The sequence below is a fragment of the Anaerotruncus sp. DFI.9.16 genome (assembly GCF_024461615.1).
In the GTDB taxonomy this organism is placed as follows: Bacteria; Bacillota; Clostridia; order Oscillospirales; family Ruminococcaceae; genus Anaerotruncus; species Anaerotruncus massiliensis.
The window spans coordinates 67,772-91,268 of sequence record NZ_JANFZX010000004.1; the positions used below are offsets into that span (position 1 = coordinate 67,772).

Annotated in this window: 21 protein-coding genes; 6 read left to right on the forward strand and 15 right to left on the reverse strand. The window is 62.7% G+C overall.

Features of this window, described 5'->3' with window-relative positions; translation table 11 throughout:
- Positions 1-58: 58 nt before the first annotated feature.
- Positions 59-1,735, forward strand: coding sequence for a recombinase family protein (locus tag NE609_RS17730; protein ID WP_256151732.1), 1,677 nt, complete (start codon positions 59-61; stop codon positions 1,733-1,735).
- A gap of 5 nt (positions 1,736-1,740) precedes the next feature.
- On the forward strand, positions 1,741-2,487 hold the full coding sequence (locus NE609_RS03475) for a prepilin-type N-terminal cleavage/methylation domain-containing protein (RefSeq protein WP_256151733.1): 747 nt from the start codon (positions 1,741-1,743) through the stop codon (positions 2,485-2,487).
- A 167-nt stretch (positions 2,488-2,654) separates the two neighbouring features.
- Here the strand turns inward: NE609_RS03475 and bioD are convergent, their stop codons facing one another.
- The 10 genes from bioD to NE609_RS03525 form a co-directional block, all read right to left on the reverse strand.
- Entirely contained in the window at positions 2,655-3,305 is a 651-nt protein-coding gene (gene bioD / locus NE609_RS03480) for a dethiobiotin synthase (protein ID WP_256151734.1), read from the reverse strand.
- Positions 3,302-4,264, reverse strand: a complete 963-nt coding sequence (bioB, locus tag NE609_RS03485) for a biotin synthase BioB (protein ID WP_256151735.1) — start codon at positions 4,262-4,264, stop codon at positions 3,302-3,304. The genes bioD and bioB overlap by 4 nt, the downstream gene beginning before the upstream one ends.
- Positions 4,261-4,824, reverse strand: coding sequence for a biotin transporter BioY (locus tag NE609_RS03490; RefSeq protein ID WP_256151736.1), 564 nt, complete (start codon positions 4,822-4,824; stop codon positions 4,261-4,263). Before NE609_RS03490 ends, bioB begins: the two co-directional genes overlap by 4 nt.
- Complete coding sequence (locus NE609_RS03495) at positions 4,821-5,792, reverse strand: biotin--[acetyl-CoA-carboxylase] ligase (protein ID WP_256151737.1); 972 nt, start codon at positions 5,790-5,792, stop codon at positions 4,821-4,823. The genes NE609_RS03490 and NE609_RS03495 overlap by 4 nt, the downstream gene beginning before the upstream one ends.
- Before the next feature lie 138 nt (positions 5,793-5,930).
- On the reverse strand, positions 5,931-6,974 hold the full coding sequence (locus NE609_RS03500) for a LacI family DNA-binding transcriptional regulator (RefSeq protein ID WP_256151738.1): 1,044 nt from the start codon (positions 6,972-6,974) through the stop codon (positions 5,931-5,933).
- A 131-nt stretch (positions 6,975-7,105) separates the two neighbouring features.
- Positions 7,106-8,398, reverse strand: coding sequence for a TRAP transporter large permease (locus NE609_RS03505; protein WP_199724021.1), 1,293 nt, complete (start codon positions 8,396-8,398; stop codon positions 7,106-7,108).
- Complete coding sequence (locus NE609_RS03510) at positions 8,395-8,931, reverse strand: TRAP transporter small permease (RefSeq protein WP_121586450.1); 537 nt, start codon at positions 8,929-8,931, stop codon at positions 8,395-8,397. Before NE609_RS03510 ends, NE609_RS03505 begins: the two co-directional genes overlap by 4 nt.
- Positions 8,932-9,053: 122 nt before the next feature.
- Positions 9,054-10,115, reverse strand: a complete 1,062-nt coding sequence (locus NE609_RS03515; RefSeq protein WP_256151739.1) for a TRAP transporter substrate-binding protein — start codon at positions 10,113-10,115, stop codon at positions 9,054-9,056.
- 69 nt (positions 10,116-10,184) lie between these two features.
- Positions 10,185-10,502 (reverse strand): L-rhamnose mutarotase, encoded by a 318-nt coding sequence (locus tag NE609_RS03520; RefSeq protein ID WP_121586452.1) that lies wholly within the window; start codon positions 10,500-10,502, stop codon positions 10,185-10,187.
- Positions 10,503-10,537: 35 nt separating this feature from the next.
- A complete protein-coding gene (locus NE609_RS03525) occupies positions 10,538-11,692 on the reverse strand; it encodes an iron-containing alcohol dehydrogenase family protein (protein WP_256151740.1) in 1,155 nt (384 codons plus the stop codon).
- A gap of 344 nt (positions 11,693-12,036) precedes the next feature.
- On the opposite strand from NE609_RS03525, the gene NE609_RS03530 reads away from it, so the two are divergent.
- From NE609_RS03530 to NE609_RS03545, 4 genes are read left to right on the forward strand one after another with little or no spacing between them, the layout of a single operon-like run.
- Complete coding sequence (locus NE609_RS03530; RefSeq protein ID WP_256151741.1) at positions 12,037-12,795, forward strand: SDR family oxidoreductase; 759 nt, start codon at positions 12,037-12,039, stop codon at positions 12,793-12,795.
- 27 nt (positions 12,796-12,822) lie between these two features.
- Positions 12,823-15,102: a pyruvate formate lyase family protein gene (locus tag NE609_RS03535; protein ID WP_256151742.1), complete on the forward strand. Its 2,280-nt coding sequence runs from the start codon at positions 12,823-12,825 to the stop codon at positions 15,100-15,102.
- Positions 15,103-15,139: 37 nt separating this feature from the next.
- Positions 15,140-16,225 carry an alcohol dehydrogenase catalytic domain-containing protein gene (locus NE609_RS03540; RefSeq protein ID WP_256151743.1) on the forward strand — a complete coding sequence of 362 codons (1,086 nt, stop codon included), beginning with the start codon at positions 15,140-15,142 and terminating at the stop codon, positions 16,223-16,225.
- Between the two features lie 59 nt (positions 16,226-16,284).
- Positions 16,285-17,253: a glycyl-radical enzyme activating protein gene (locus NE609_RS03545; protein ID WP_256151744.1), complete on the forward strand. Its 969-nt coding sequence runs from the start codon at positions 16,285-16,287 to the stop codon at positions 17,251-17,253.
- Between the two features lie 65 nt (positions 17,254-17,318).
- Here NE609_RS03545 and glgA read toward each other — a convergent pair whose 3' ends face one another.
- The 5 genes from glgA to NE609_RS03570 form a co-directional block, all read right to left on the reverse strand.
- A complete protein-coding gene (gene glgA, locus NE609_RS03550; protein WP_256151745.1) occupies positions 17,319-18,761 on the reverse strand; it encodes a glycogen synthase GlgA in 1,443 nt (480 codons plus the stop codon).
- A gap of 184 nt (positions 18,762-18,945) precedes the next feature.
- The gene (locus NE609_RS03555; protein WP_256151746.1) at positions 18,946-19,491 is read right to left on the reverse strand and encodes a hypothetical protein; all 546 of its coding nucleotides are present in this window, start codon (positions 19,489-19,491) and stop codon (positions 18,946-18,948) included.
- Positions 19,492-19,730: 239 nt separating this feature from the next.
- Positions 19,731-19,901, reverse strand: coding sequence for a hypothetical protein (locus tag NE609_RS03560; protein ID WP_158595595.1), 171 nt, complete (start codon positions 19,899-19,901; stop codon positions 19,731-19,733).
- Positions 19,902-20,046: 145 nt separating this feature from the next.
- Positions 20,047-20,769 carry a response regulator gene (locus NE609_RS03565; RefSeq protein WP_121586459.1) on the reverse strand — a complete coding sequence of 241 codons (723 nt, stop codon included), beginning with the start codon at positions 20,767-20,769 and terminating at the stop codon, positions 20,047-20,049.
- The gene (locus NE609_RS03570; protein WP_256151747.1) at positions 20,762-23,461 is read right to left on the reverse strand and encodes a sensor histidine kinase KdpD; all 2,700 of its coding nucleotides are present in this window, start codon (positions 23,459-23,461) and stop codon (positions 20,762-20,764) included. The genes NE609_RS03565 and NE609_RS03570 overlap by 8 nt, the downstream gene beginning before the upstream one ends.
- Positions 23,462-23,497: the final 36 nt, after the last annotated feature.

The window sequence follows — 23,497 nt, forward strand, 5'->3', positions numbered from 1 at the left end:
TAATTTCCATAGACTTGCTCAGACGCAAGAAACACTTGGAGGTGATACTACGAAAGCTGTGATATACGCACGATACTCAAGCCATAGCCAGCGAGAAGAATCAATAGAGGGACAGCTTCGGGAGTGTCATGAGTTCGCATTGAAAAACGGTTTTACCATCATCAACGAATACTGCGATAGAGCCATATCGGGTAAGACCGACAACCGTCCGAGCTTTCAGCGACTCATCAAGGACAGCGAGAAGGGACAGTTTGAAGCGGTAATCATGTACACCCTTGACCGCTTTGCCCGAAACCGCTATGACTCTGCCATCTACAAAGCCAAGCTCAAAAAGAACGGTGTCCGGGTTTTTTACGCTAAACAGCCCATGCCTGACACCCCGGAGGGAATTATCCTTGAGTCAGTGCTGGAAGGGTATGCTGAGTATTATTCAGAAAACCTGTCCAGGAACATCAAGAGGGGCATGAAAGAAAATGCCCTACAGTGCGTTGCCAACGGTGGAGCTGGAATGGCGTTGGGTTACACTGTAGGGGAAGATAGGCGATATGTAATTGAACCTGTCGGTGCGAAAATCGTACAGGAGATTTTTCAGATGTATGCCGATGGAATGTCGGCAACCCAAATCATCAACTACTGCAACGAGCGAGGGTATAAGACATCGAGAGGAAACGCATTTAACAAAAACAGTCTGCGGACGATGTTAAAGAACGATAAATATATTGGCGTGTACCGCTTTATGGACGTTGTTGTCCCCGATGGTGTCCCGCCAATCATCGACAAGTCACTGTTCGAGAAGGTGCAAACCATGCTCTCACACAACGCAAAAGCACGAGCAAGGACGAAAGCCAAGGAGGATTACCTACTCACTACCAAGCTGTTCTGCGGTCACTGTGGGTCTGCTATGGTGGGAGAAAGCGGTACGTCCAAATCAGGAAAGCTCCATTACTACTACAAGTGCATTGACAGAAAAAGAAATCGGAAATGTACCAAAAAGGTAGAGAAGAAAGAGTGGATTGAAGAACTCGTTACCCGGTTCACGGTTGAGCGTGTACTGACCGATGAAAACATAGAGCTTATCGCAACACGAGCTATGGAGATAATCGAGAAGGAGTCAGCCGACACGAGCTATGTTGATGGACTGAGGGAACAGGTCAAGGACATAAAGAAGAAAATCCGAAACCTCATGACCGCTATCGAGCAAGGCATCATCACTTCCACCACCAAAGAGCGGCTTGAGGAATTGGAGACTCAGAAAAACGAGGTGGAGGGGCAGATTGCCCGTGAAGAAATGAAAAAACCACTCCTGACGAAAGAGCGCATAATGTATTGGCTACTTTCGTTCAAGAGTGGTGATGTTACCAACCGAGAGTATCAACGTAGGGTCATTGATACCTTGGTCAACTCTGTGTATGTGTACGATGAAGGGAACAAGGGGAGAAGAATCGTCTTTACCTTCAACATTTCAGGACAGAACACGGCTACGCTTTCGTGTTCGGATATTGCGTGTTCCGCTCCACCAAAAAGTGCAAATCCGAACGTCGAGAGGTGTTCGGATTTTGCTTATTCCGCTCCACCACGTAAAATCCCTGCAAGCCGGCTTCATAAGCTCGTTTGCAGGGATTTTTTTGTTTTCGCTTTGAGCACAGCAATACCCCGCGTCCGCCGCTTTACAAATCAGGCTGGAAGTCATATAATAACAATAAATAATTGTTTAATGGAAAATTTGAGGTGGTGAGACCTGTGCAAACAAAACATCGACGAGGCTTTACCCTGATCGAGATGGTGGTCGTCATCGCCATCATCGGCGTGCTCCTGGCCCTCACCGCTCCCTTGTTCTCCTCCTTTTTGGAGTCCGCCCGGAAAACCGCCTGCATGGCAAACCTCACCACGGCCACCCGAACGCTCGAATTCTATGAGGTCGTCGAGAATCGTACGCTCACTCCGGATGTGATCGACACGATCATGAAGGATTCCATGGGCGCCGATCCCACTTCTTCCGGTTATCGCGGGATCTGCCCCTCAGGAGGCTTTTACAACGTTACCGTCGGCGCCAACGGCGATATCAAGGTCCGCTGCTCCAAGCACGGGATGACGGCGGTGGAGACGATCAACTCCGATAATAAGAATATCCTCGACCTGCTCCAGCTGGCCATAGAGAGCTACTTCGAAAAACGTCCGGGAAACACCCTCAATTCCACCGGGCCGAATTTCGGCGATGATATCAAGGAGCGTCTCGCCGCATCCCTGAAGATCTCCACGGATTTCGATTTTCGAATCTATAAGGTCAACAACAACGAATACAAGGTTTACATCTCCGACCCGCTGAAGGATGTGAACGTGTCGGACCAGGTGACGGTCACGGGCTACCAGATCAAAAACGGCTGGGTCGCCGGGACCGGAACGAGCCAGCTGATCTCGGTGGGAACGGAATCGGTCGACGGGGTCCCCATCAAGATCATTTCCGCCGCCGAATACCGATGGGACTGAACCGCGAAAAGGCCCCGCCCTGATGGGCGGGGCCTTTTCTATTTTTGCGTCGGACCTCATTGTCCCCCTTATCCCATCCCGCAGGCGCGGGATGATTCTCCTTGCGGCGGGAGCGGGGGCCATTTGGCCCCGGCTCCCGCCCTTTTATGTTGTTTTGCCGTCCGTCCTCAGGGCAGCTCGATCGTCCTGGCGTCCCGCGCGGCGCAGATCGTCCGGAGCCTGGTGAACCGCCCGATCTGGACCCGGTTGTCCTCGTGCAGCGGGTTCCCCGCCTCAAAGCCGTTCATCACGACCGCCAGGACGGGGAGCCCCAGCTTCGCGGCGTATTCCGCCGTGAGCACCGCCGCGTTGATCGCCCCGAGCCCCGACGGCGAGACGATCACGAGCGGCAGTCCAAGCATCGCGGCCACGTCGCCGAGCAGCAGCTGCTCCCCCTCGGTGCAGAGCGGGCAGAAAAGGCCCCCGCACCCCTCCGCGACGAGATAGTCAAACCGCGCGGCGACCTGCGAAAACCGCTCCATAATCCGCTCCCGCGTGATCGGCGGACCCTCCAGTCGCGCCGCGAGATGGGGCGACACCGCCTGCTCGTAGAGGTACGCCACATACTGCTCCGGCGGGCCGGGCAGCCCCGACATGCGGCAGACCTCCTCCGCGTCGCCGGGGATGAGCGCGCCGTCCCGCCGTCGGGCGCCGCTGAGCGCCGGCTTAAAATATCCGGCGCTGCGGCCCTGCTCCCGCAGGGTCTTGACCAGCAGCGCTGAGACGTAGGTCTTGCCCACGTCGGTGCCGGTGCCTGTGACAAAAACGCCCTCCCTCATAGCCGCGCCACCTCATATCCGAGGCCGCGCACCAGCGCGAGGTCGGTCTCGACGGTGATGCCCGCGGTGGTCAGCATGTCGCCGGTGATGGCGGCGTTCGCGCCGGAACAGAACGCCGCCCTGCCCCTGTCGGGCAGCAGCCCCCGCCCCCCGGCCAGCCGCAGCGCGGCACCGGGCAGCAGGAAGCGGAAGACCGCCACCGTCCGCAGCAGCTCCTCCGGCGGCAGCACCGGCCGGTCCTCAAAGGGCGTGCCCCTGATGGGGTTGAGCAGGTTGACGGGCACCGAGCGAACCCCCAGTTCCCGCAGCTCGATCGCCAGGTCGACGCGGTCCTCCATCGTCTCGCCCATGCCGATGATCCCGCCGCTGCACACCTCCAGCCCGGCGCGCCGCGCATTCCGGATGACCGCGCATTTTTCGTCGTAGGTGTGGGTGGTGCAGATGTTCGGGAAGTTCCTGCGGGAGGTCTCCAGATTGCAGTGGTAGCGGGTCACGCCCGCCTCGCGCAGCCGCACGAGCTGATCGTAATCCAGCAGCCCGTGGGAGGCGCAGCGGGCAATCCCGCACCGCGCGCCGATCTCCCGGTACGCTTCGCAGGCCGCGTCCGTCTCCCCCTCCGTGAGCGTCCGCCCCGAGGTCACGACCGAAAAGCGCAGTACGCCCCGTTCGCAGTCGGACCGCGCCCGCCGGGCGATCGGTTCCGCGCCGAGCAGCGGGTAGCTCTCCACCTCCGCCGGGTAGCGGGCCGACTGCGCGCAGTATTTGCAGTCCTCCGAGCAGTGCCCGCACTTTCCGTTGATGATCGCGCAGAGGTCGAACCGGTTGCCGCACATTTGGCGGCGGATGTCGTCCGCCGCCCTGCAGAGCGGCTCCAAATCCGCCTCGCACGCGAGGCGCAGCGCCTCCTCGCGGGAGACGGCCCCGCCCGCTAAAATCCGTTCCTTCAGCTTTGTAATCACAGCAGATGCTCCTTTCCCAGTGCGGCCCGCAATCGTCCGGCAAGCCCCGAGGCAACGACGCACAGCACCGCGTCGCCCGGCAGATCGAGCGGAAACGCGGAGAGGAAGACGACCGCGAACGGGGTCGTCTGGCCGAGATAGTAATTGAGAATCAGAAATTTATAGAGGAAGCCGATCGCATAGGTGACCGCCATTCCAGCGAAGGCGGCGGGCAAAAACTGCCCGAACCGTCCCGCGCCGGTCCGCTCGCAGATCCGTCCGGTGAGCCACGCGGCGGCGATGAACCCAAGCAGGTAGCCGAAGCTCGGGCGGAAGACGTACTGGATGCCTCCGCCCGCCGCGAACACCGGGATACCGGCCAGCCCGACGGCCACATAGACCGCCACGGCAAGGCTCCCCCGCCGGGAGCCGAGCAGCATCCCCGCCAGCGTGACGAACAGGAACTGCAAGGTGAAGTAATCCATGAACGGGACCGGCACCTGCAAAAACGCCCCGATCGCGATGAGGGCGGAAAAGAGCCCGCACAGCACGATCCTGCGGGTCTTCACGGTCGTTGTCATGTCGGTTCCCCCTCCATCCTGATCTCCCCGGCGCGCAGCAGCACCGTGCCCGACGGGGCTTCGACCTCGAGGCAGCCGTCGCTGTCGAGCCCGACCGCCCTTCCGCTTTGCCACGCGCCCTCCCGGTAAAAACGGACGCGCTTTCCCAATACCATCAGACGCCGCCGGTAGGGCTCGAGATAGGCCCGTCCCGGCAGGTCGGCGGCGTAGTCGAACAGCCGGTTGGCGATCTCGGCGGCCAGCCGGTTGCGTGAGACGCTCGCGGGCAGCAGCGAGCCCGCGATCTCCCGCAGCTCCGCCGGGAAAAGGGCGGGCGGCGTCTTGACGTTGACGCCGATGCCGACGATCACGCTTTCGGTCCGGCCGCTCTCAAAGTCGCTGACCGCCTCGGTGAGGATGCCGCAGACCTTCCTGCCGCAGACCAGCACGTCGTTTACCCATTTGACCTTCGTTTCCAGCCCGGTCAGCGCCTCGATCGCCTCGCAGACGGCCGCTGCCGCCGCGACGGTGATGATCGGGAGCTGCGCGCTGTCCGTTTCTGGCCGCAGCAGAAGGCTCATGTAGACGCCCGTCCGCGCCGGGGAATAGAACCCGCGTCCCATCCGTCCCCTGCCCGCCGTCTGTTCGTCTGCCAGCAGGATGGTCCGTTCGCCCGCCCCGTCCGCCGCCAGCTTTTTGGCCTGCGTGTTGGTCGAGCCGACCCGCCGCTCCACCAGCACGGTGCAGTCCCGATACGCGGGGCGCAGATGGCACCGCACCCCCTGCGCGGTCAGCACGTCGCTGGCCGCCTCGAGCTGGTAGCCCCGGTTGGTGGCCGCCGTGATGTGGTGGCCTTCCTCCTCGAGGCTCTTCACTGCCTTCCAGACCGCCGCGCGGGACACCGAAAGCCTTTCCGCGAGCAGCTGTCCCGAGACGGGCGCGTCCCTGTGCTCCTCCAGATAGCGGAGCAGTTCCTCTTTGAGCGACATCATATCCCCCCCTGTCCCGGTCAGTATAGCACGGATTCCCATGATTGTAAACTAAAATATTTATTTTGGTTTACAATCAGCGCAGAGCGATCACGCAAAGCTCCCCGCAGAGACAATCGCCGCGGGGAACTTTGCGCGCTATCTTGTCCGATTGGCGGGGTACCGTTCCGAACCGTACAGGAGCAGCTCGGACGCCAGGATGATCTGCTTACGCGGGGCGTTGCGGGCCCGCTTTCCCGACGCGATCCGCTCGAGCAGGATCTTCGAGCACTCCTCCCCGATCTGCTGCACCGGCTGCGAAACGGCGGAAATCCGCGACCCGCTCATCTCAAAAAAATCGGCGCGCCCGTAGGACATGAACGCGATGTCCGCCCCCACGCTCATCCCGCATTCCGCGATCGCCTTGAGGCTCCCCACCGACATGCGGCTGTTCGCGGTCAGGATCGCCGTGACGCGCTTTTGGGTTTTGAGGAGCTTTTTGGTCAGCGCGTAGGCGCTGGGGGCCATGAAGTCGCCGTAGAGGATGTACTCCTCCCGGATGGGGATCTGGTTCTCCCGCAGGGCCTCCAGATAGCCGTTCAGCCGTTCCAGCCCCGTCTTCGAGGTGGTCGGTCCGCAGATCATCGCGATGTGGGTATGCCCCTGGTTCACAAGCACCTGCGTCGCCTGGTAGGAGCCCTTGAAGTTGTCCAGGAAGACCCCGTCCAGCCCGCCGCCGCGCAGGTCACGGTCCAAAAGGACCACCGGAATCCCCACGTGGTTCATCTCCATCAGGAAATCGGCGTTGTATTCCACCACGTCGGACACCGGCGTGATGATCAGGCCCCCGATCTGCTTCTGGCGCAGCGCGGCCAGACAGCGGATCTCCTTGCGCGAATCCTCGTTGGAGTCGCAGACGAAGAGCTCGTACCCCTTTTTGTCGAGCGTCTCCTCGATCGCCCGGATGATCTCGGTATAAAAGCTGTTGCGGATGTCAGGAATCACCATACCGATCACGTTGCCGCCCGAGGAGGCTGGATTCCGCTTTTTATACTTTTTGGGGGCATAGTTCAGTTCCTTCGCGATCCGCAGGATTTCCGCCCGGGTGCTCTCGCTGACATATCCCTGCCCGCTGAAGACGCGGGAGACGGTCGCGGGAGAAACATGCGCCCTCCCGGCGATCTCCGTGATCGTATTCGGCATCTGGTACCAGTCCTCCTTGTATCTGGGTTCCTAACCTTAGCAGTTCCCGCACGACGCCTAAATTTCAGCCGTGCGGCGGTTGCAAAAAGCGGGGTTCCGCCCGGCGGCGAAACCCCGCGGCGACGGGCCGGCTATCCGTACACGAGGGTCGGCAGCCAGGTCGAGAGCACGGGAATAAAGGTAAAGAGCAGCATGCAGAAGATCAGCAGCCCGATGAAGGGGAGCAGCGCCTTGGAAAGCCGGGAGATTGGGATATCCAGCAGCGGGGAGACCAGGAAGATTACCATCCCGAAGGGCGGCGTCACCGCGCCGATCTGGGTGATAAAGACGATCAGCAGCCCGAAATGAATCATGTCGATGCCCAGCGCCTGCGCCGTCCCGAGCAGCAGCGGCACCATGATGATGATCGCCGCGCCCCCCTCCATGAAGAGGCCCAGCAGTACGAAGATCAGGTCTACCATCAACAGGAAGGTGACGCGGTTGAACTGGACGGTGGTCAGGTATTCGGTGATGCGGTGGGGCAGACGTTCATAGCTCAGGTAGAAGCTCAGGACGTTCGCCGCGCACATGATGACCAGCACGGTGGCCGTTCCGGTGACGGCATCCTTGAGGATCGGCCAGATGTGCTCCATTTTGAGCTCCCTATGGATGAAGACGCCGACGAACAGCGCGTAAAAGACGCACAGCGCGCCGCACTCGGAGGCGGTGACGATGCCGATGCGGATCGCCATGATGATGACCAGCGGCAGCACGAGCGCCCAGCCCGCGTCCTTGACCAGCAGCAGGAGCTCTTTCCCCTTCGCGGGCCTTGTGCGGGTGGGGACGTAGCCGCGCCGCTTGGCGATCATATGTACGAGCATCATCATCCCTACGGTCATGATGATCCCCGGGATCCATCCGGCCAGGAACATCCTTCCCACCGACACGTTCGCGACAAAGGCGAAGAGGATGAGCCCGATGCCGGGCGGGATGATCGGGGTGATCATCGACGAGGCCGCGGTCACCGCCGCGCTGAAATCCTTGTCATAACCGCGCTCCAGCATCTCCGGGACAAGGATTTTGCACTCGGTCGCCGCGTCGGACGCCGCCGAACCGGAGATCCCTCCCATCAGCGCGGAGAGCAGAACGTTGACCTGCCCGAGCGCGCCCGGCAGGTGGCCGACGATCCCCTCGCAGAGGTTCATCAGCCGCTTGGTCACGCCGGCGTAGTTAAGCACCGCGCCCGCCGTGATGAAAAAGGGCACAGCCCAAAGCGAGCTGGATTCCACCTGTGCGACCAGCCGCTGCAGGACCATCTGCGGCGGCATCGTCGGGTTGATGAATAAAAAATAGGGCAGAACGCAGGCGATCAGCGCGATCGCAACCGGAACGCCCAGCAGGAACAGGGCAAACATCAGGTAGACCGGCAGCGCGCCCATGCTCATTCCCGTCCGCCTCCTTTCGTCTCGCCCGGTCCGTCCGCCGCCGCGTCCCTTCGAAGGACGGCGGCCGACCGGCGGACCAGGTCGGTCAGCGTGTAGAACGCGATCATTCCAAAGCCGATGCAGATGGGGATGTCCAGCCAGAAATAGGGGATCGACAGGTTCGACGTCGTCCTGATCCACGCCGCGTTGGAAAAGTTCCAGCTGAGGTAGGCCACATAGGCGGACGTGACCAGTACCACCAGATCGACAAAGACGCCGATCACCCGCTGGACCGATTTGGGAAAGAGGTTGACCAGCACGTCGATCCCGAACATCATCTTCGCCTTATATCCGGCGGCCGCCCCGACAAAGATCGTCCAGGAGACGAACAGCGTCGTCAGTTCCTCCGCGCCCACCAGGACGAATTTGGTGAAAAAATAGCGTACGATGACGTTGACAAAGGTGGTGGTGCAGGCGCCCGCCAGCGCGAGTCCCGCGACCAGCAGTACCCAGTTGTCCGCCAGCCAACGCAGCCTGTCCTTGACCCGTTCCATACCAGACACGGCCTCCTCTCACAGTTGTGCCTTCCCTGTATTCCCACATGGTTTCGGCGGAACGGCGGCCGCCTGCCGGCGGCATTGAATGCCGCCGGCAGGGCCACACACACCGATCTCCGTCAGCCCGCCTCGATAATCGAGCGGATTGTATTGTAGATGTCGGGAGAAAAGCTCTGGATATTGGTGTACATATCCTTGCAGGCGTCCGCGAACGCCTGACGTTCCTCGTCGGACAGCTCGATGATCGTCGTGCCGTAATCGCGGAAGGTCTTCAGCGCCGCCTCCTCGTTGCCGTCGACCGTCGCGTTGTAGGCGAGGCAGGTCGCGTTGATCTCTTCGTCCAGGATCGCGCGGTACTGCTCGGGAATGCTGTTGTAGACGTCAGTGCTCATGATGACAACGTCGGCGCAGATGATATGGCTGGTCAGCGTCAGGTAGGGGCCGACCTCGTTGAGGCTGCTCGAAAGCAGCGTGTAGGTGGGGGCCTCAACGATGTCGATGATCCCCTGCTGAAGGCCCTGGTAGGTCTCGTTGAAGGGCAGGGTGATCGGCGAAGAGCCGAACGCCTTATACATCTCGACGAACATCAGCCCGCCGGACACGCGCGCGTTTTTCCCCACGAGGTCCTGCGGGGTCCGGATCGGGAAGGTGCTGATCATGTGGCGGTGGCCGCCGTTCCAGCCGAAGAACATCACGTGGATGTTGCTGTCGTCCAGCTGCTCCTTGAGCCCCGCATACCAGTCGGATTTGGCGATGACCTGCATGTCCTCCCAGCTGTCGTAGAGGTAGGCGCCGTTGAGCGCCGCGTGGTCGGGGCAGTAGTCCGCCAAAAAGTCCGAGCTGCAGTTGGTCATCATCGGCACGCCCTGCTGGATCATCTCCGCGATGTCGGCCAGCGAGCCGAGCTCGTTATTCGGGTACATCTCCATTGTAATGTGGCCGTCCGTCCGTTCGGTGACCCGCTTGCACATTTCGTCAAGCATCATCATGTCGGGATTCGTGGCCGCGGAAGCGCCGCTGAATTTGATCGTGATGTGGAAATCATCTCCAGGATCGGCCGCCGCGCCGTCCGCGGGCGCGGCAGCGGCGGAGGGGGCTGTCGCGGCGGGCTGCTGCCCGCAGGCGCTCAGCGCAAGCGCAAAGCAGAGCAGCACAGTGATTGCCAGGATACGCTTTTTCATATTCCTTCCTCCCAGTTCCGATTGTCCGTCGTTTTTCCGCTTCTTCCACCTGCGTGGGGCCGCTTCCCATTAAAAATCGTGGTGCCAGAACTCCTCCAGCGCGATCTTCATTTTCTCCCCGTCGACCGGCTCCATAAAGGCGCCCGTCGTCTCCTGCCACTTGGGGCTGACGGGCTTGGCCGCCTTGCGCGCCATGTCCGCCTCGAAGTCGTCGCCGAGGTATTCATAGCAGGAGAAAAGGTAGTCGCCGCAGCGGAAGATGGTGAAGTTGCGCATATTCGCCTCATGGGCGGCTTCCACAACCTCCGGCCAGATGCCGTCGTGCACCCGCCGGTACTCCTCCGCCACGCCGGGTTTGAGCTTGGTGATCGTTGCAATCCGTTTCATGGTTCTTTCCGCCTTCCGTCAGATTTCCACCGGGGCTACACCCCGAGGAGCTTATGATAAATCGCATAGGAATCCTCGATCGTGAACGGCCCGGGGTTGGTCGCGTAGGCGACCGTGTTCTGCATTGACGCCTTCGCCAGAAGGTCGATGTCCCCGCCTTTGACGCCGTAGTCGAAGAGCGTCTTTCCATAGCGGACGATCGGTCCGTATTCCCGCATCAGGCGGACGAACGCCAGCGCGTCCTGCCGGTCGTCGCCGCTCGCCCGCACACCCGGGACGCTCCGGAACAGCTCCGCGTAGGCATGACATCCGTTCCGGATGTTCACCTCCATCGTGTCGGGGAAAAAGATCGCCACCGCAAAGCCGTGCGGGACATGGAAGTGGATGCCCGGCCCATAGGACATCCCGTGGGCGGCGCCGGTGCTCGCGTTGTCGATGGCGTATCCCGCCAGGCAGCTTCCCAGCAGCATCTCCTCGCGGCATTGCAGGTTTCCCGGCTCCTCCGCGACCTTAGGGAGCGCCTCGTAGAGGCGCAGGAACGCCTCGCGGGAGAAGAGTCGCGTCAGCTCGTTGGCCTTGGGGGAGACGTAGGATTCCACCGCGTGCACGATGGCGTCCATACCGCAGCCGACCGTCAGGTCCACCGGGAGCGAGGCGCCCAGCTCCGCGCAGAGCAGCGCGTAGGTGGGCACCACGCCCGGACCCACCACGCCGCGCTTAAAGGCCGACCGGGTGTTGATGAGGACGGCCGCGCCCGAAATTTCGCAGCCGGTCCCGGCCGTGGTCGGGACGCAGATCTTTTTGACGCCGGCGGTCAACTGCCTGCCGGTGCCCTGGTAGTCCTCGATCACACCCTCGTTTTCGATCAGGGCGGAGACCGCCTTTGCGAGGTCGAGGACGCTGCCCCCGCCGATCGCGACGAACATGTCCAGCCCACGGCCCCGGTAGATCCCGGCCAGTTCGTTGACCAGGCCGGTCGTCGGCTCGCCCGACGGGATGGATCGAAGCTCGATCTTCCTGCCCGGTTCCCCGGCGGCCGAAAGCATTTTGGCGACGGCGGGGTGCTGTGCGACATGCTCGTCCGCGAACACCAGGACGTTGCGGCTGCCCTCCTTATCCAGCAGGTGGACAACACCCGCTGCGAGGTCCCTTTCCATCAGAACATCTGTTTTGACATGAAAATATTGCATTGCGGCACGACCTCCTTTGTCTTCATGTTAATTGCAAACAGATTTTGCCGCAATAAGTAAATGTGATATTTTCCTAGGCAAATTTTCATAATTTTCCGATTTTAGGAAACCTCTCCCGTCCGGACATTTCCAACAAAATATCTGCCGGCCAAAATTGAATTCTGGATAACTCGCTTACATTTTTTTGAAACCCGTTTACCTTTCTGCCGGATATGCAAATGCCCAAAAAGAAAATGTGCTGTTTTTCATCATGAAAATGACGGTTTTTCTCATTGAAACCGCACCGGACGCCATCTATGATAGCGGTGGAAGCAACATTTACCGCCTTATCGGGAGGAAACGTCATGAAGCTGTTTGATGTCAAGGGAAAGCGCGCGATCGTCACCGGCGGCAGCCGGGGGCTGGGAGGCGCGATGGCCGCCGGGCTGATGGAACACGGCTGCAAGGTCGCCGTGATCGCCGCCAGCCCGCAGACGGCCGAACGGGTCGCGGCCTTTGCGCGGCCCGGCTGGGAGTACGGCTGCGTCGCAGCGGACCTCTCCCGCCAGGAAGAACGTGAGCGCGCCTTCCGGGAGTCGCTGGAGCTGCTGGACGGCCGAGTGGACCTGCTGGTCAACGCGGCGGGCATCCAGCGCAAGCACCCCTGCGCGGAGTTCCCGCTGCCCGACTGGCAGGAGGTACTGGAGGTGAACCTCACCGCCACCTTTGCGATGTGCCAGCTCGCGGGAAACCGGATGCTCGCGCAGGGGCGCGGTAAAATCATCAACATCGCGTCGATGGGCAGCTACATTGGGAGCGTGAACGTCCCCGCCTACGTCGCGAGCAAGGGAGGCGTCGTCCAGCTCACCAAGGCCCTCTCGAACGAGTGGTCGGGGCGCGGGGTGTGCGTCAACGCGATCGCGCCGGGATACATGCACACCGACCTCACCGTCTTCCTGATGCGGGACGAAACGCGCAACCGTGAAATCCTCAGCCGTATCCCGATGGGCCGCTGGGGCGAGCCGGAGGACCTCGTCGGGACGGTCCTCTTCCTCGCGTCCGCCGCATCCGACTATATTACCGGCGCCGTCATCCCGGTCGACGGCGGATTTTTAGGGCGGTGACCGACCGCACGGAAGGAGCTGTCAAATATGAGCAAAACGCGCCTGGACTATTCCCCCAAATTTCTCCCCGGCGAGCGGCTGCGGAGGGTGATGGCGTATAACCAGCGTCTCGCCTCCACCGGCCGCCGCAACCTCTACACCGCGGACACCACCCAGCTCGTCTACCACTGGACCGACAAGAGCAACGGCATCGTGCCCCAGACGGGCGAATGGTCCTACCCCGTGGAGACGAACCTCTCGCTGGGCGACCACGCCTGCCGCGTGGACATCGGAGCCCCCTTCCCGAAATACGACGAGGTGCCCTCGCATGTCGACGGGTACGAGGAGACGCCCGAAAACTTCGCGCGCGACTACGCCTTCCTCCTCGAGCACTCCCCCGCGGAGATCCATCCGGACGAATCGATCGTCGGGGAATTCCACTGGGAGATGAACGAGATCCGCAAATACTACTTCGGCGATAAGGTGCATGAACTCGGCAGGCAGGTGCGCAAGCTGGGCGCGGGCGGCACGAGCCATGGGCACACCTGCCCCGACTATTCCATCGGGCTCAGCCAGGGCTGGGGCGGCATCCTCCGGCGGATCGAAGAAAGCCTCGCCATGTACACGAGACTCGGGCAGGAACGCAAGGCGCAGTACCTGCGCGGGGCCAAAATCACCTGCGAGGCAATCATCCGCTACATCGAGAAGCACGCGGAGAAGGCTCGTACCCTCGCCGCGCAGGCGGAAGATCCCGAACAGAAGGCGCTCTACGAGCTGATCGCCCGTGACTGCGCCCACATCGCCGCGGCCCCTCCCGAGACCTACCATCAGGCGGTGCAGTGGCTCCAGTTTGCCATCATGACCGACCGCATGGTCGGCCACGGCAACGGCTACGGCCGGCTGGACCTCTATCTGGGTGAATTCTACCGGCGGGACGTCGCGCGCGGCGTCCTCACCCGCCAGCAGGCGCGGGAATATCTGGCGGAATTCTTCTTAAAGGTGCGCGGGCAGCACTTCTCGATCGGCGGGCGGCTGCGGGACGGCAGCGACGCGAGCTGTGAGATGAGCTTCGTCGTGCTGGAAGCCTACGACATGATCGACGACTATAACAACCTCTTCCTCATGTGGCACAAGGACATGGACCCCGCCCTCTTCCGCTACGCCTGCGACGTGCTCGTCCGGCACGGGGCGAGCGTGCCGTCGCTGGCCAACTACGACCTGCTCGTCGACTGTGAGCTGCGCTCGGGGGTGGACCCCGACGTCGCGTGGACTGTCTCGGTGAGCGGGTGCCAGTGGTTCTGCATTCCCGGGCGGGAATACTGCGACCAGGACGTGAACGCCCTCGTCCTGCTCGACCCGATGTGGCGCGCGATGGACCGCGCGATCGCGGAAAACGCCCCGGACTTTGAAGTCTTCTACCGGTTCTTCGAGGAGGAGTTCCGGCGCACCGTCGAGGCGCTGCGCCTCTTCAAGGACGCGCAGTACGAGGTGCTCGACCGGGTGTGGCCGGAGATCGTCACCTCCCTCAACTGCCACGGCCCGATCGAGCGCGGAATCGACATCACGGGGCCGCGCGGCGTCGACGTGCAGTACACCTCCACCAACATCCTCGGGCTTCCGAACGTGGCCGATTCGCTGCACGCCATCAAAAAGCTCGTCTACGAGGCGGGGCGCTACACGATGGCGGAGGTGCGCGAGGCGGCGAAGGAAAACTGGAGGGGCCGCGAGGAGATGCGCCAGCGGTTTCTCAACGAGGACAAATTCGGCAACGACCTCGACGAGGTGGACGGGATGTACGTGCGCATCTGCGACATGATCGCCGACGTGCTCGACAACACCTTCAACAGCCGCGGCCAGCAATACCGCGCCTCCCTCTTCCAGTTCCAAGGGCACACCTGCGTGGACGTGCTTCCCGCGACGCCCGACGGCAGGCTCGCCGAGGAGCCCCTCGCCCACGGCTGCAACCCGACCGCCGGCAGGAATACGCGGGGGCTTTTCGCAACCGCCAACTCGCTCACCAAGGCGCACAACGTCAAGTTCCAGGGCGGCTCCCTCCAGGTGGAGCTACAGCCCCGCTTCTTCGACGGACGCGAAAATCCGACGCAGTACATCATGGACTTCGCCGAGGCGTTCTTCACGCGGGGCGGGTTCCAGATCAATCTGAACATCATCGACCTCGAGGCGCTCCGGGACGCGATCGACCACCCGGAAAAGCCCGAGTACCAGAACCTCATCATCAAGGTCACCGGCTACACCAGCCGGTTCATCTGTCTGGCAAAGCCGTTCCAGAAGGAATTCTGCGCCCGGAACAACTACTCCGGGATGTAAGCCGTTTTTCATCCGAATAGGAAAGGGAAGGTGCATTATGACAAAGCCAGCCGAAATCCCCTCCACCATGCGGGCCCTGGTCGCGTACGGCAAGCACGATTACCGCCTCGAGCCGGCCTATCCCGTACCCGGCTGCGGGGACGACGAGATGCTCGTCAAAAGCGAGGGCTCGGGCATCTGCGCGGGCGACCTCAAAAACTATCAGGGCGCGTCGATGTACTGGGGCGGCGACGGGATGGTGGGCATCTGCCGGCCTCCCTTCATCCCCGGCCACGAGTTCGTCGGTCGCATCGTCAAAACCGGGAAAAACGTCACCGGCTTCCAACCGGGAGACCGAGTGGTCGCCGAGCAGATCGTCCCCTGCGGGCACTGCCGCTTCTGCCGGACGGGAAAGTACTGGATGTGCAAAAACCGGGGCGGCTTCGGCTTCTATAAGGAGCTCAACGGCGGCATGGGGGAATATGTGCGTTTCCTGTCCGAGACGCGCGTCTACAAAATTCCGGAGGAGCTGCCCTTCGAGAAGGCCCTGCTGATCGAACCGTACGCCTGCGCCAAGCACGCCGTGGACCGCGCGGACATCCACTGCGAGGACGTGGTGGTCATCTCGGGCGCGGGCACGCTGGGGCTGGCGATGATCACCTACGCCCGCATGAAAAATCCCGCGAAGCTGATCGTGCTGGACATCAATCCTCAGCGGCTGGAGAAGGCGGCGGAGTTCGGCGCGGACCTCGTCATGAATCCGGCGGAAACCGACGCGGTGCAGGCGATCCGCGACCTCACCGACGGCTACGGCTGCGACATCTATATCGAGGCGACCGGCCACTCCGCCAGCGTGGTGACCGGCCTCAACGCGGTGCGCAAGCTGGGGGTCTTCGTCGAGTTCGGCGTCTTCGCCGAAAACACGACGGTCAACTGGTCGCTCATCGGCGACCGCAAGGAGCTCGACATCCGCGGGGCGCACCTGAGCCCCTACTGCTACCCGTTCGTCATCGAGAACATCGTAAACGGGCGCCTGAAGACCGACGGCGTGGTCACCTCCGTCTTCCCCATCGAGCAGTGGGAAAAGGCGTTTGAATACGCCGGCGGCCAATACGGCGACTATAAGGTCGCGATCAGGTTTTAACAGGACGAACGGCGCGCCGTTTTCCAGCCGGGCATGCGCCCGGAGAAAGGGAGCCTCATATGGAACCGGAACCGCGCGCGATGATCTTCGACCTCTACCGGGGCACCACCCACGACGGGCCGGGTCTGCGCTCCACCGTCTTTTTCAAGGGCTGCCCCCTCGCCTGCCGGTGGTGCCACAACCCTGAGGGCATCGCCTTTACCCAGCGGGTGTGGTGGGAGGCGCGCAAATGCATCGGCTGCCTGAGCTGCCGCGCGGCCTGCCCCACCGGCGCGAACCGGCCGCGGGAGGAGGGCGTCTTCATCGAAGAGGCGGCATGCGTTCGCTGCGGCGCTTGCGTGTCCGCCTGCCCCTCCAGGGCTCTCTCCTTCGTGGCGCGGGAGTGGGGGCTTTCGGAACTCGTGCGCGAGGTTCTCAAGGACCGGCACTACTACGGGCAGTTCGGCGGCGGGGTGACCGCCTCGGGCGGGGAGGCGCTGGCGCAGCATTCGTTTGTCGCCGCTTTTTTCCGGGAACTGAAACGGGAAGGCATCCATACCGCCCTCGACACGAGCGGGTACGCCCCCCGGGAAGCGCTCGAAGCGGTCCTTCCCTTCACCGACTGCGTCCTCTACGATGTCAAGCTGCTGGACGACGGCCGGCACCGCCGCCTGACCGGAAAAAGCAACCGGCTGATCCTTCAGAACCTGGAGGTCCTCGGCGGAGAAATCCGGTCCGGGCGCGCCCGCTGCGAGCTGTGGATCCGGACCCCGCTCATCCCCGGGGCGACGGCCGACGCGGAAAACCTCTCCGCCATCGGCGCCTATCTCGCGGGGGCGCTGGGGGACGCCGTCTCCCGGTGGGAGCTCTGCGCCTTCAATAACGCCTGCATCGGCAAATACCGGAGGCTGGGCCTGCCGTGGGAATACGAAGACATTCCGCTCCTCGGCCGGGAGGAAGCGGTGCGACTGCGGGAAGCGGCGCTGTCCGCCGGGTTCGACGAAAACCGCCTCGCCCTCACCGGAATCCTGGCCTCCGGGGAGGCGTGACCGCCCATGACGCGCAAAAGGGCCGCCGGAGCCTAACGGCTCCGGCGGCCCTTTTTTCAGAGCGTTCAGCCGAGCTGGTCGTAGAGGGACTGGTAGGCCTGCGCGCTGCTGCGCCAGGAGAAATCCTGTTCCATGCCACGCCGCACCATCTCGTCCCAGCAGGAACGGGTGTCGTAGAAGACCCGCTCCGCGTAGAAGATTGTGTCGAGCATCTCCTCCGCGTTATAATTCGCGAAGGAGAAGCCGGTGCCCGTCTGGACGTACTCGTTGTAGGGCTCGACCGTGTCCTTGAGGCCGCCCGTCTCCCGCACGATGGGCACCGTGCCGTAACGCAGGGAGATCAGCTGGGTGAGGCCGCAGGGCTCGAACAGGGAGGGCATCAGCATCGCGTCGGCGGCCGCGTAGAGCTTGTGGGCGCGGTCGTCGTTGAAGCAGATGTTGGCGGAGACCTTCTCCTTGCGCTCCCACTCGTAGCGGCGGAAGAGGTCCTCGTATTTCTTGTCGCCCGTGCCGATGATGACCAGCTGGATCCGCGAGGTGAGCAGCCAGTCCATCACCCGCTCCACGAGGTCGAGTCCCTTCTGGTCGGTGAGGCGGGTGATCATGCCGACCATCATCACCTCAGGATCCTCGGGCAGCGCCAGCTCCCGCTGGAGCGCCGCCTTGTTGGCCGCCTTGCCCTGGCGCACGCCGTTTTTGTCGTAGTTCGCGTAGAGCTTGCGGTCGGTCACCGGGTCGTAGATGTCGTAGTCAATGCCGTTGAGAATGCCGCTGAGGGTTCCGCTCTTGGCGCGCAGCAGGCCGTCCAGCCCCTCGCCGAAGGAGGGCTGCTGGATCTCCCACGCGTAGGTGCCGCTGACCGTCGTGATCCGGTCGGCGTAGACGAGCCCACCCTTAAGCATGTTGGCGTCCCGGTGGAACTCGAGCCGGTCGGGGGTGAACGCCCGGTCGGGCAGGCCGGTGAACCGCTTCATCGCCGGGATGTCCCATACCCCCTGGAAACGCAGGTTGTGGATCGTCACGACGGTGCGGATGCCGCGGTAGAAGGGATTGTCCTTGAACATCTCGTGCAGGAAGACGGGAACCAGCCCCGCCTGCCAGTCGTGGCAGTGAATGACGTCGGGGCGGAAGCCCACGGTCGGCAGGATCGAAAGGGCCGCCTTGGAGAAGAAGCAGAACTTTTCGATGTCCCACAGCAGGTCGCCGTAGGGCTTGTCGCCGCCGAAGTAGTGCTCGTTGTCGATGAAGTAGTAGGTGATGCCCTCCACCCGGCAGGTCATGACCCCCACGTAGACGCGGCCCAGGCCGCCCAGCTCCATCTGGAAGCTGTCCACGTACTGGAACTGGCCGCGGTATTTTTCGGGGATGCAGGTATAGTCGGGCAGGACGACGCGCACGTCGTAACGGCTTTTGTCGAGCGCCTTGGGCAGCGCGCCGGCCACGTCGGCCAGTCCTCCCGTCTTGATGAACGGCACGCATTCCGATGCGACAAACAGGATGTTCTTCATGTCATTTCCTCCTCCCATGTCAAAGGGGCCCGCCGGTTCTTTTTTCCAGTATACTACAATTGGCGGGAGAGATAAAGTCGCACGGAAGCGATTATACGATATATCCCAGATTTTCCCCCTCCATTTTGTGGAATAGAGCCAAAGAAAAGCCCCCGGCTCCGCCGGGGGCTTTTGGGCTGGAAATTCAGCGGTACATCCGGTAGCCCCGGATGCTGTAGAGGATCAGCAGCGGGCCGACGACCGGCGTGACCACCGCCGCGACGGCGAGGATGCTGGCCGCGTAGATGAACGCCCCGCCGATGAGCGGCATGAGCGAGAGGATGGCCAGGATGCTCACGATCGTGGGCAGGCCGGCGATGACCGTAAAAAGCACACACTGCTTGCGCGCGTAAAAATAAAAAACGAGATAGTAGACCACCAGCGTGCCCACGCTCACGAGCAGGTCGGCCAGCGTGCTGAACGGATAGCGCAGCAGCACCGCGGCGACCGAGACGATCGGCAGCGCGTATGCGAGCGGAACGCTGGCGAACACGTCGTAGACGCGGCGGTTGAGATGTTTCATCGAGTCGCCGATCTGTCCGAGCATGAAGAGCTGGAAGAAGGGGATGAACGCAAAGAAGGGATTCGGAAGGCCGCGCACGACCGCGAGCCGGTAGATCGCGTAGGACTGCAACAGATAGACGCCCAGCGCGAGCAGGCTGGTGAGGAAACTTCCGCCGATATGAAACATTGTGATTCTCCCATCGTGATAGAATGTCCGCGCCGCGCGGGCGCCCTGTCAAAAGCATGGGCATCCGGACGCGTTCCTAATCGCCCGCCGCCACAGGCAGGCGCAATTTGCCGGCGCCGATTGCCCGCGTTTATTATAGCATGCGGGCCGCCCGAAGAAAAGCAGGAGAAGGGAATTGCCCATTCGGCGCGCGGGCGCAAAAAAGGCCCGGAGCCTTCGCTCCGGGCCTTTTTCAGCTCCTACTTCTGCACCGGGCCGTGCGTCAGGAAGATCACTTCGCCCGACGGACGCTCCCTGCGGGCGCTCCAGCGCGGGCGGTAGCTTTCGCCCAGGAACCGTTCCATCCCGCGCGCGCAGAGGAACCCGACCACCCCGATGAACAGCAGTCCCGTGACAATCAGCACTTCCATGCGCCCCCTCCCCTATCTTCTGGTTCCATTATACCCCCCGGGCCGTTAGGGCGGGGTAAAGCTTTCGGGCCGGGGCGTTAATATTGTATAAAGACGGAAGGCCCGCCGCTGCGTTTGCAGCGGCGGGCCTTCCGGTCCCGGGCGGTCAGGCGTCGGCCTCCGGGCTGTTCACGATGCGGAGCATCCGGTAGCCCACGCCCACGTGGGTCTGGATGTATTTCGGCTGGGAGGGAACCTGTTCGATCTTTTTGCGCAGGGTGGCCATGAAAACCCGCAGCGAGGGGGTGTCGCTCGGCAGGACGTTGCCCCAGATTTCCTTGAGAATCATGTTGTGGGTGAGCACCTTCCCGACATTGTGCGCCAGCAGGCAGAGCAGCTTATATTCGATCGGCGTGAGGTGGACCTCCTCGCCGTCCACATAGGCGCAGCCCGCGGCATAGTCAATTTTGAGCCCGCCGTTTTCAAATACGCTGCTCTCCGCCCCCTGCCGCGCGCTGTCGTACCGGATGCGCCGCAGCGCCACCCGCACGCGGGCGAGCAGCTCGTCGGCGGAAAACGGCTTGGTCAGGTAGTCGTCCGCCCCGGCGTCGAGGGCGCTGATCTTGTCGCGGTCCTCGCTGCGCGCGCTCACCACGATGATCGGCAGGCTGCTCCAGCCGCGCACCTTTTTGATGATCTCCACCCCGTCCATATCGGGCAGACCGAGGTCGAGGATCATGATGTCCGGATGGCCGGACACCGCCTGCATCAGCGCGGACGCGCCCGTCTCGGCGGTCAGGTAGTCGTAGCCCTGCGTCTCCAGCGTGGTGGCGATCAGGTTCCGGACCGCCTTATCGTCCTCGACCACGAGGATGGAAGTCTTATTCATGGCAGTTCACCTCTTCAGCTTGCAGTGTAAAGGAAAATACGGTGCCGTGCGGGAGGTTGTCCCGCACCGTGATCGTCCCGCCGTGGGCGGTTATGATCGATTTGCAGAGCGAAAGCCCCAGCCCCAGCCCGCGGCGGCCGTCCCCCCCGCGCTTATGCTGCGCGGTGTAGAACATCTGGAAGAGCTTCTCCTTGGCCTCGTCGGGGATGCCCCCGCCGTCGTCCGCGATCTCCACCCGGACCATCTCCCCCTCCCGCCGGGCCGAGATCGTGATGCGGCTGCCGGCCGGGGTGTATTTGACGGCGTTGTCCACGATGTTGATGATCACCTGGATGATCAGCCGGGAATCCATCCGCGCCATCAGCAGGTCGTCCTCCTGCACGGTGGCGATCGTGTGCTCGCAGCTCCGGCGGCTCAGGTGCAGGAGCGCCTCCCCGATCACCTCGTCGAGCAGCTCGGGCTCCATGCGGATGTTCATCGTGCCGTTTTCGATCCGCGTCACCGACAGCAGGTTCTCCACAAGGTTGATCAGCCACATCGCGTCGTCGTAGATGTCGGTGTAGAGCTGGTGCTTTTTTTCCTCGCCGAGCTTTTCCGCGCTGCCCATCAGGATGCCGGCGTTGCCGGATATGCTCGTCAGCGGGGTGCGCAGGTCGTGGGAGATCGCGCGCAGCAGGTTGGCGCGCAGCTGTTCCTGCTCCACCTGCATGGAAATCCGCTTCTTCTGCTCGGCCTCCCGCATCTTCTCCAGCGCGAGGGCGAATTCGCCCAGCATCGCGATCAGGATGTTGCGGTCGAAGACGTCGAGCGGCGCACCGTCGTCCATCGCGATGCCCACCACCGCGAAGACGGTGTCGTGGTTGCGCACCGCAAGGTAGAGACATTTGGAACCGGGCAGCGTGTCAGTCGTCGCGCCCGCGTGCTTGTTGTTGCGGTAGACCCAGTGGGCCACCGCGCGCTCGCCCGCCGCCGTATACCGGGCGGTATCCCCCTGTGCGCCGGGCGCGGTCCAGACGCCCGGCTCCCCGGGACCCGCCGCGTCGAGCGGATAGAGGAGCACCGTCTTGTTCAGCAGGCGGATGAGTTGACCGGCCATCTGCTCAAACGCCTCCCGTTCGGTCTCGGCGCGCAGGAGCTTCTGGCTCGTTTCCAGCAGAACCTCGGTGCGGTAGGCCTTCATCGCGGCCTGCCGCGCCTGACTGCGGACCCGCATCGTCAGCGTGCTGGTCAGAAAGGAGGCCGTGAACATGACGCCGAAGGTGACGTAGTAGCCGGGGTCGTTGAAGCGAAAGGTGAGATAGGGGGCCGTAAACAGGTAGTTGAAGGCGAGCACGCTGAGCAGCGAGGCGGCCGCGCCGTAAATCCTGCTGCGGGTGCACATCGCGGCGAAGAGCACGCCGAGGATATAGACGGTGATAATGTTCGCCTCGCGGAAGTTCCAGCGGGAAAAGAGCATGGAAATCAGGGAGGCGGCCGCGAGGATCCCGAAGGTCTTGAGGGTGTCCGCACCCGAAAGCCCGGCGGACAGCTTCCGCCAGCGGCGCGCGGTGGTGTAGGGCGGGGCGTTGTCGGGGATGATGTGGATATCGATGTTGGGCGCGAGCACGGTCAGCCGTTCCACCAGGTTCTGGCGGCGGGCGAAGAGGCCCTTCCGGTTGTTCGAGCGGCCGATGACGATCTTTGAGACGCCGCTCACCTTGGCGTACTCCGCGATCTGCGCCGGGATGTCCTCTCCATAGACGGTGGCGATGTGCGCGCCGAGCTGCTCGGCCAGCCGCAGGTTTTCCCGCAGGCGGCCGCGGTTTTCCCCGTCCAGCTCGGCGGTACCGGGCGTCTCGACGAAAAGGGCGGTAAAGCTGCCGTGGAACGCCCCCGCCATGCGGGCCGCGGTGCGGATGACCTTGGCGTTGGAAGGGGAGCTCGACAGGCAGATGAGGATGTGCTCCTCGGTGTAATAGTCGGCGCCCAGCGGCTTTCCGCGCTCCGCGATGCGGTTCACCCGGTCGGCGGTGCGGCGCAGCGCGATCTCCCGCAGGGCCACGAGGTTCTCCCGCGTGAAGAAATGCCCGAGCGCCCGGTGCGCCTGGTCGGACGCGTAGATCTTCCCCTCCGACAGCCGCTCGATCAGGTCGTCCGGCTCGATGTCCACGAGCTTGACCTGGTCGGCGGAGTCAAAGACGCTGTCGGGCACCCGCTCCCGCACGATCACTCCGGTGATCGAGGCCACGATGTCGTTGAGGCTTTCGATGTGCTGGACGTTCACCGTCGTGTAAACGTCGACGCCCGCCTTAAGGAGCTCTTCGATGTCCTGGTACCGCTTGCGGTGGCGGCAGCCCTCGGCGTTCGTGTGGGCCAGCTCATCCACCAGGATGAGCTGTGGGCGCCGCGCGATCGCGCCGTCGAGGTCGAACTCCCGCAGCGCGACCCCCTTGTAGGAGAGGGTGAGCGGCGGCAGCCGCTCGAGCCCGTCGAGCAGCTCGAGCGTGGCGGGCCGGGTGTGCGGCTCGATATAGCCCGCCACCACGTCCACGCCCGCGTCCTTCGCGGCGTGCGCGGCTTCGAGCATCGCGTAGGTCTTGCCGACCCCCGCGGCATACCCGAAAAAGATTTTGAGGCGGCCCCGGCTTTCTTTGGGCTTCTCCCCCTTGATCCGGGTGAGGAGCTGGTCGGGGTCGAGGCGTTGTTCGTCCATTTCCGCGCACCTCCGTTTCCTTCCCCAGTTTACCAC

Coding starts and splice junctions, on each gene's coding strand:
- bioD (WP_256151734.1), bottom strand. CDS start 3,305: ATGAGGGAGGGCGTTTTTGTCACAGGCACCGGCACCGACGTGGGCAAG.
- NE609_RS03490 (WP_256151736.1), bottom strand. CDS start 4,824: ATGACAACGACCGTGAAGACCCGCAGGATCGTGCTGTGCGGGCTCTTT.
- NE609_RS03495 (WP_256151737.1), bottom strand. CDS start 5,792: ATGTCGCTCAAAGAGGAACTGCTCCGCTATCTGGAGGAGCACAGGGAC.
- NE609_RS03500 (WP_256151738.1), bottom strand. CDS start 6,974: ATGCCGAATACGATCACGGAGATCGCCGGGAGGGCGCATGTTTCTCCC.
- NE609_RS03505 (WP_199724021.1), bottom strand. CDS start 8,398: ATGAGCATGGGCGCGCTGCCGGTCTACCTGATGTTTGCCCTGTTCCTG.
- NE609_RS03510 (WP_121586450.1), bottom strand. CDS start 8,931: ATGGAACGGGTCAAGGACAGGCTGCGTTGGCTGGCGGACAACTGGGTA.
- NE609_RS03515 (WP_256151739.1), bottom strand. CDS start 10,115: ATGAAAAAGCGTATCCTGGCAATCACTGTGCTGCTCTGCTTTGCGCTT.
- NE609_RS03520 (WP_121586452.1), bottom strand. CDS start 10,502: ATGAAACGGATTGCAACGATCACCAAGCTCAAACCCGGCGTGGCGGAG.
- NE609_RS03525 (WP_256151740.1), bottom strand. CDS start 11,692: ATGCAATATTTTCATGTCAAAACAGATGTTCTGATGGAAAGGGACCTC.
- NE609_RS03530 (WP_256151741.1), top strand. CDS start 12,037: ATGAAGCTGTTTGATGTCAAGGGAAAGCGCGCGATCGTCACCGGCGGC.
- NE609_RS03535 (WP_256151742.1), top strand. CDS start 12,823: ATGAGCAAAACGCGCCTGGACTATTCCCCCAAATTTCTCCCCGGCGAG.
- NE609_RS03540 (WP_256151743.1), top strand. CDS start 15,140: ATGACAAAGCCAGCCGAAATCCCCTCCACCATGCGGGCCCTGGTCGCG.
- NE609_RS03545 (WP_256151744.1), top strand. CDS start 16,285: ATGGAACCGGAACCGCGCGCGATGATCTTCGACCTCTACCGGGGCACC.
- glgA (WP_256151745.1), bottom strand. CDS start 18,761: ATGAAGAACATCCTGTTTGTCGCATCGGAATGCGTGCCGTTCATCAAG.
- NE609_RS03555 (WP_256151746.1), bottom strand. CDS start 19,491: ATGTTTCATATCGGCGGAAGTTTCCTCACCAGCCTGCTCGCGCTGGGC.
- NE609_RS03560 (WP_158595595.1), bottom strand. CDS start 19,901: ATGGAAGTGCTGATTGTCACGGGACTGCTGTTCATCGGGGTGGTCGGG.
- NE609_RS03565 (WP_121586459.1), bottom strand. CDS start 20,769: ATGAATAAGACTTCCATCCTCGTGGTCGAGGACGATAAGGCGGTCCGG.
- NE609_RS03570 (WP_256151747.1), bottom strand. CDS start 23,461: ATGGACGAACAACGCCTCGACCCCGACCAGCTCCTCACCCGGATCAAG.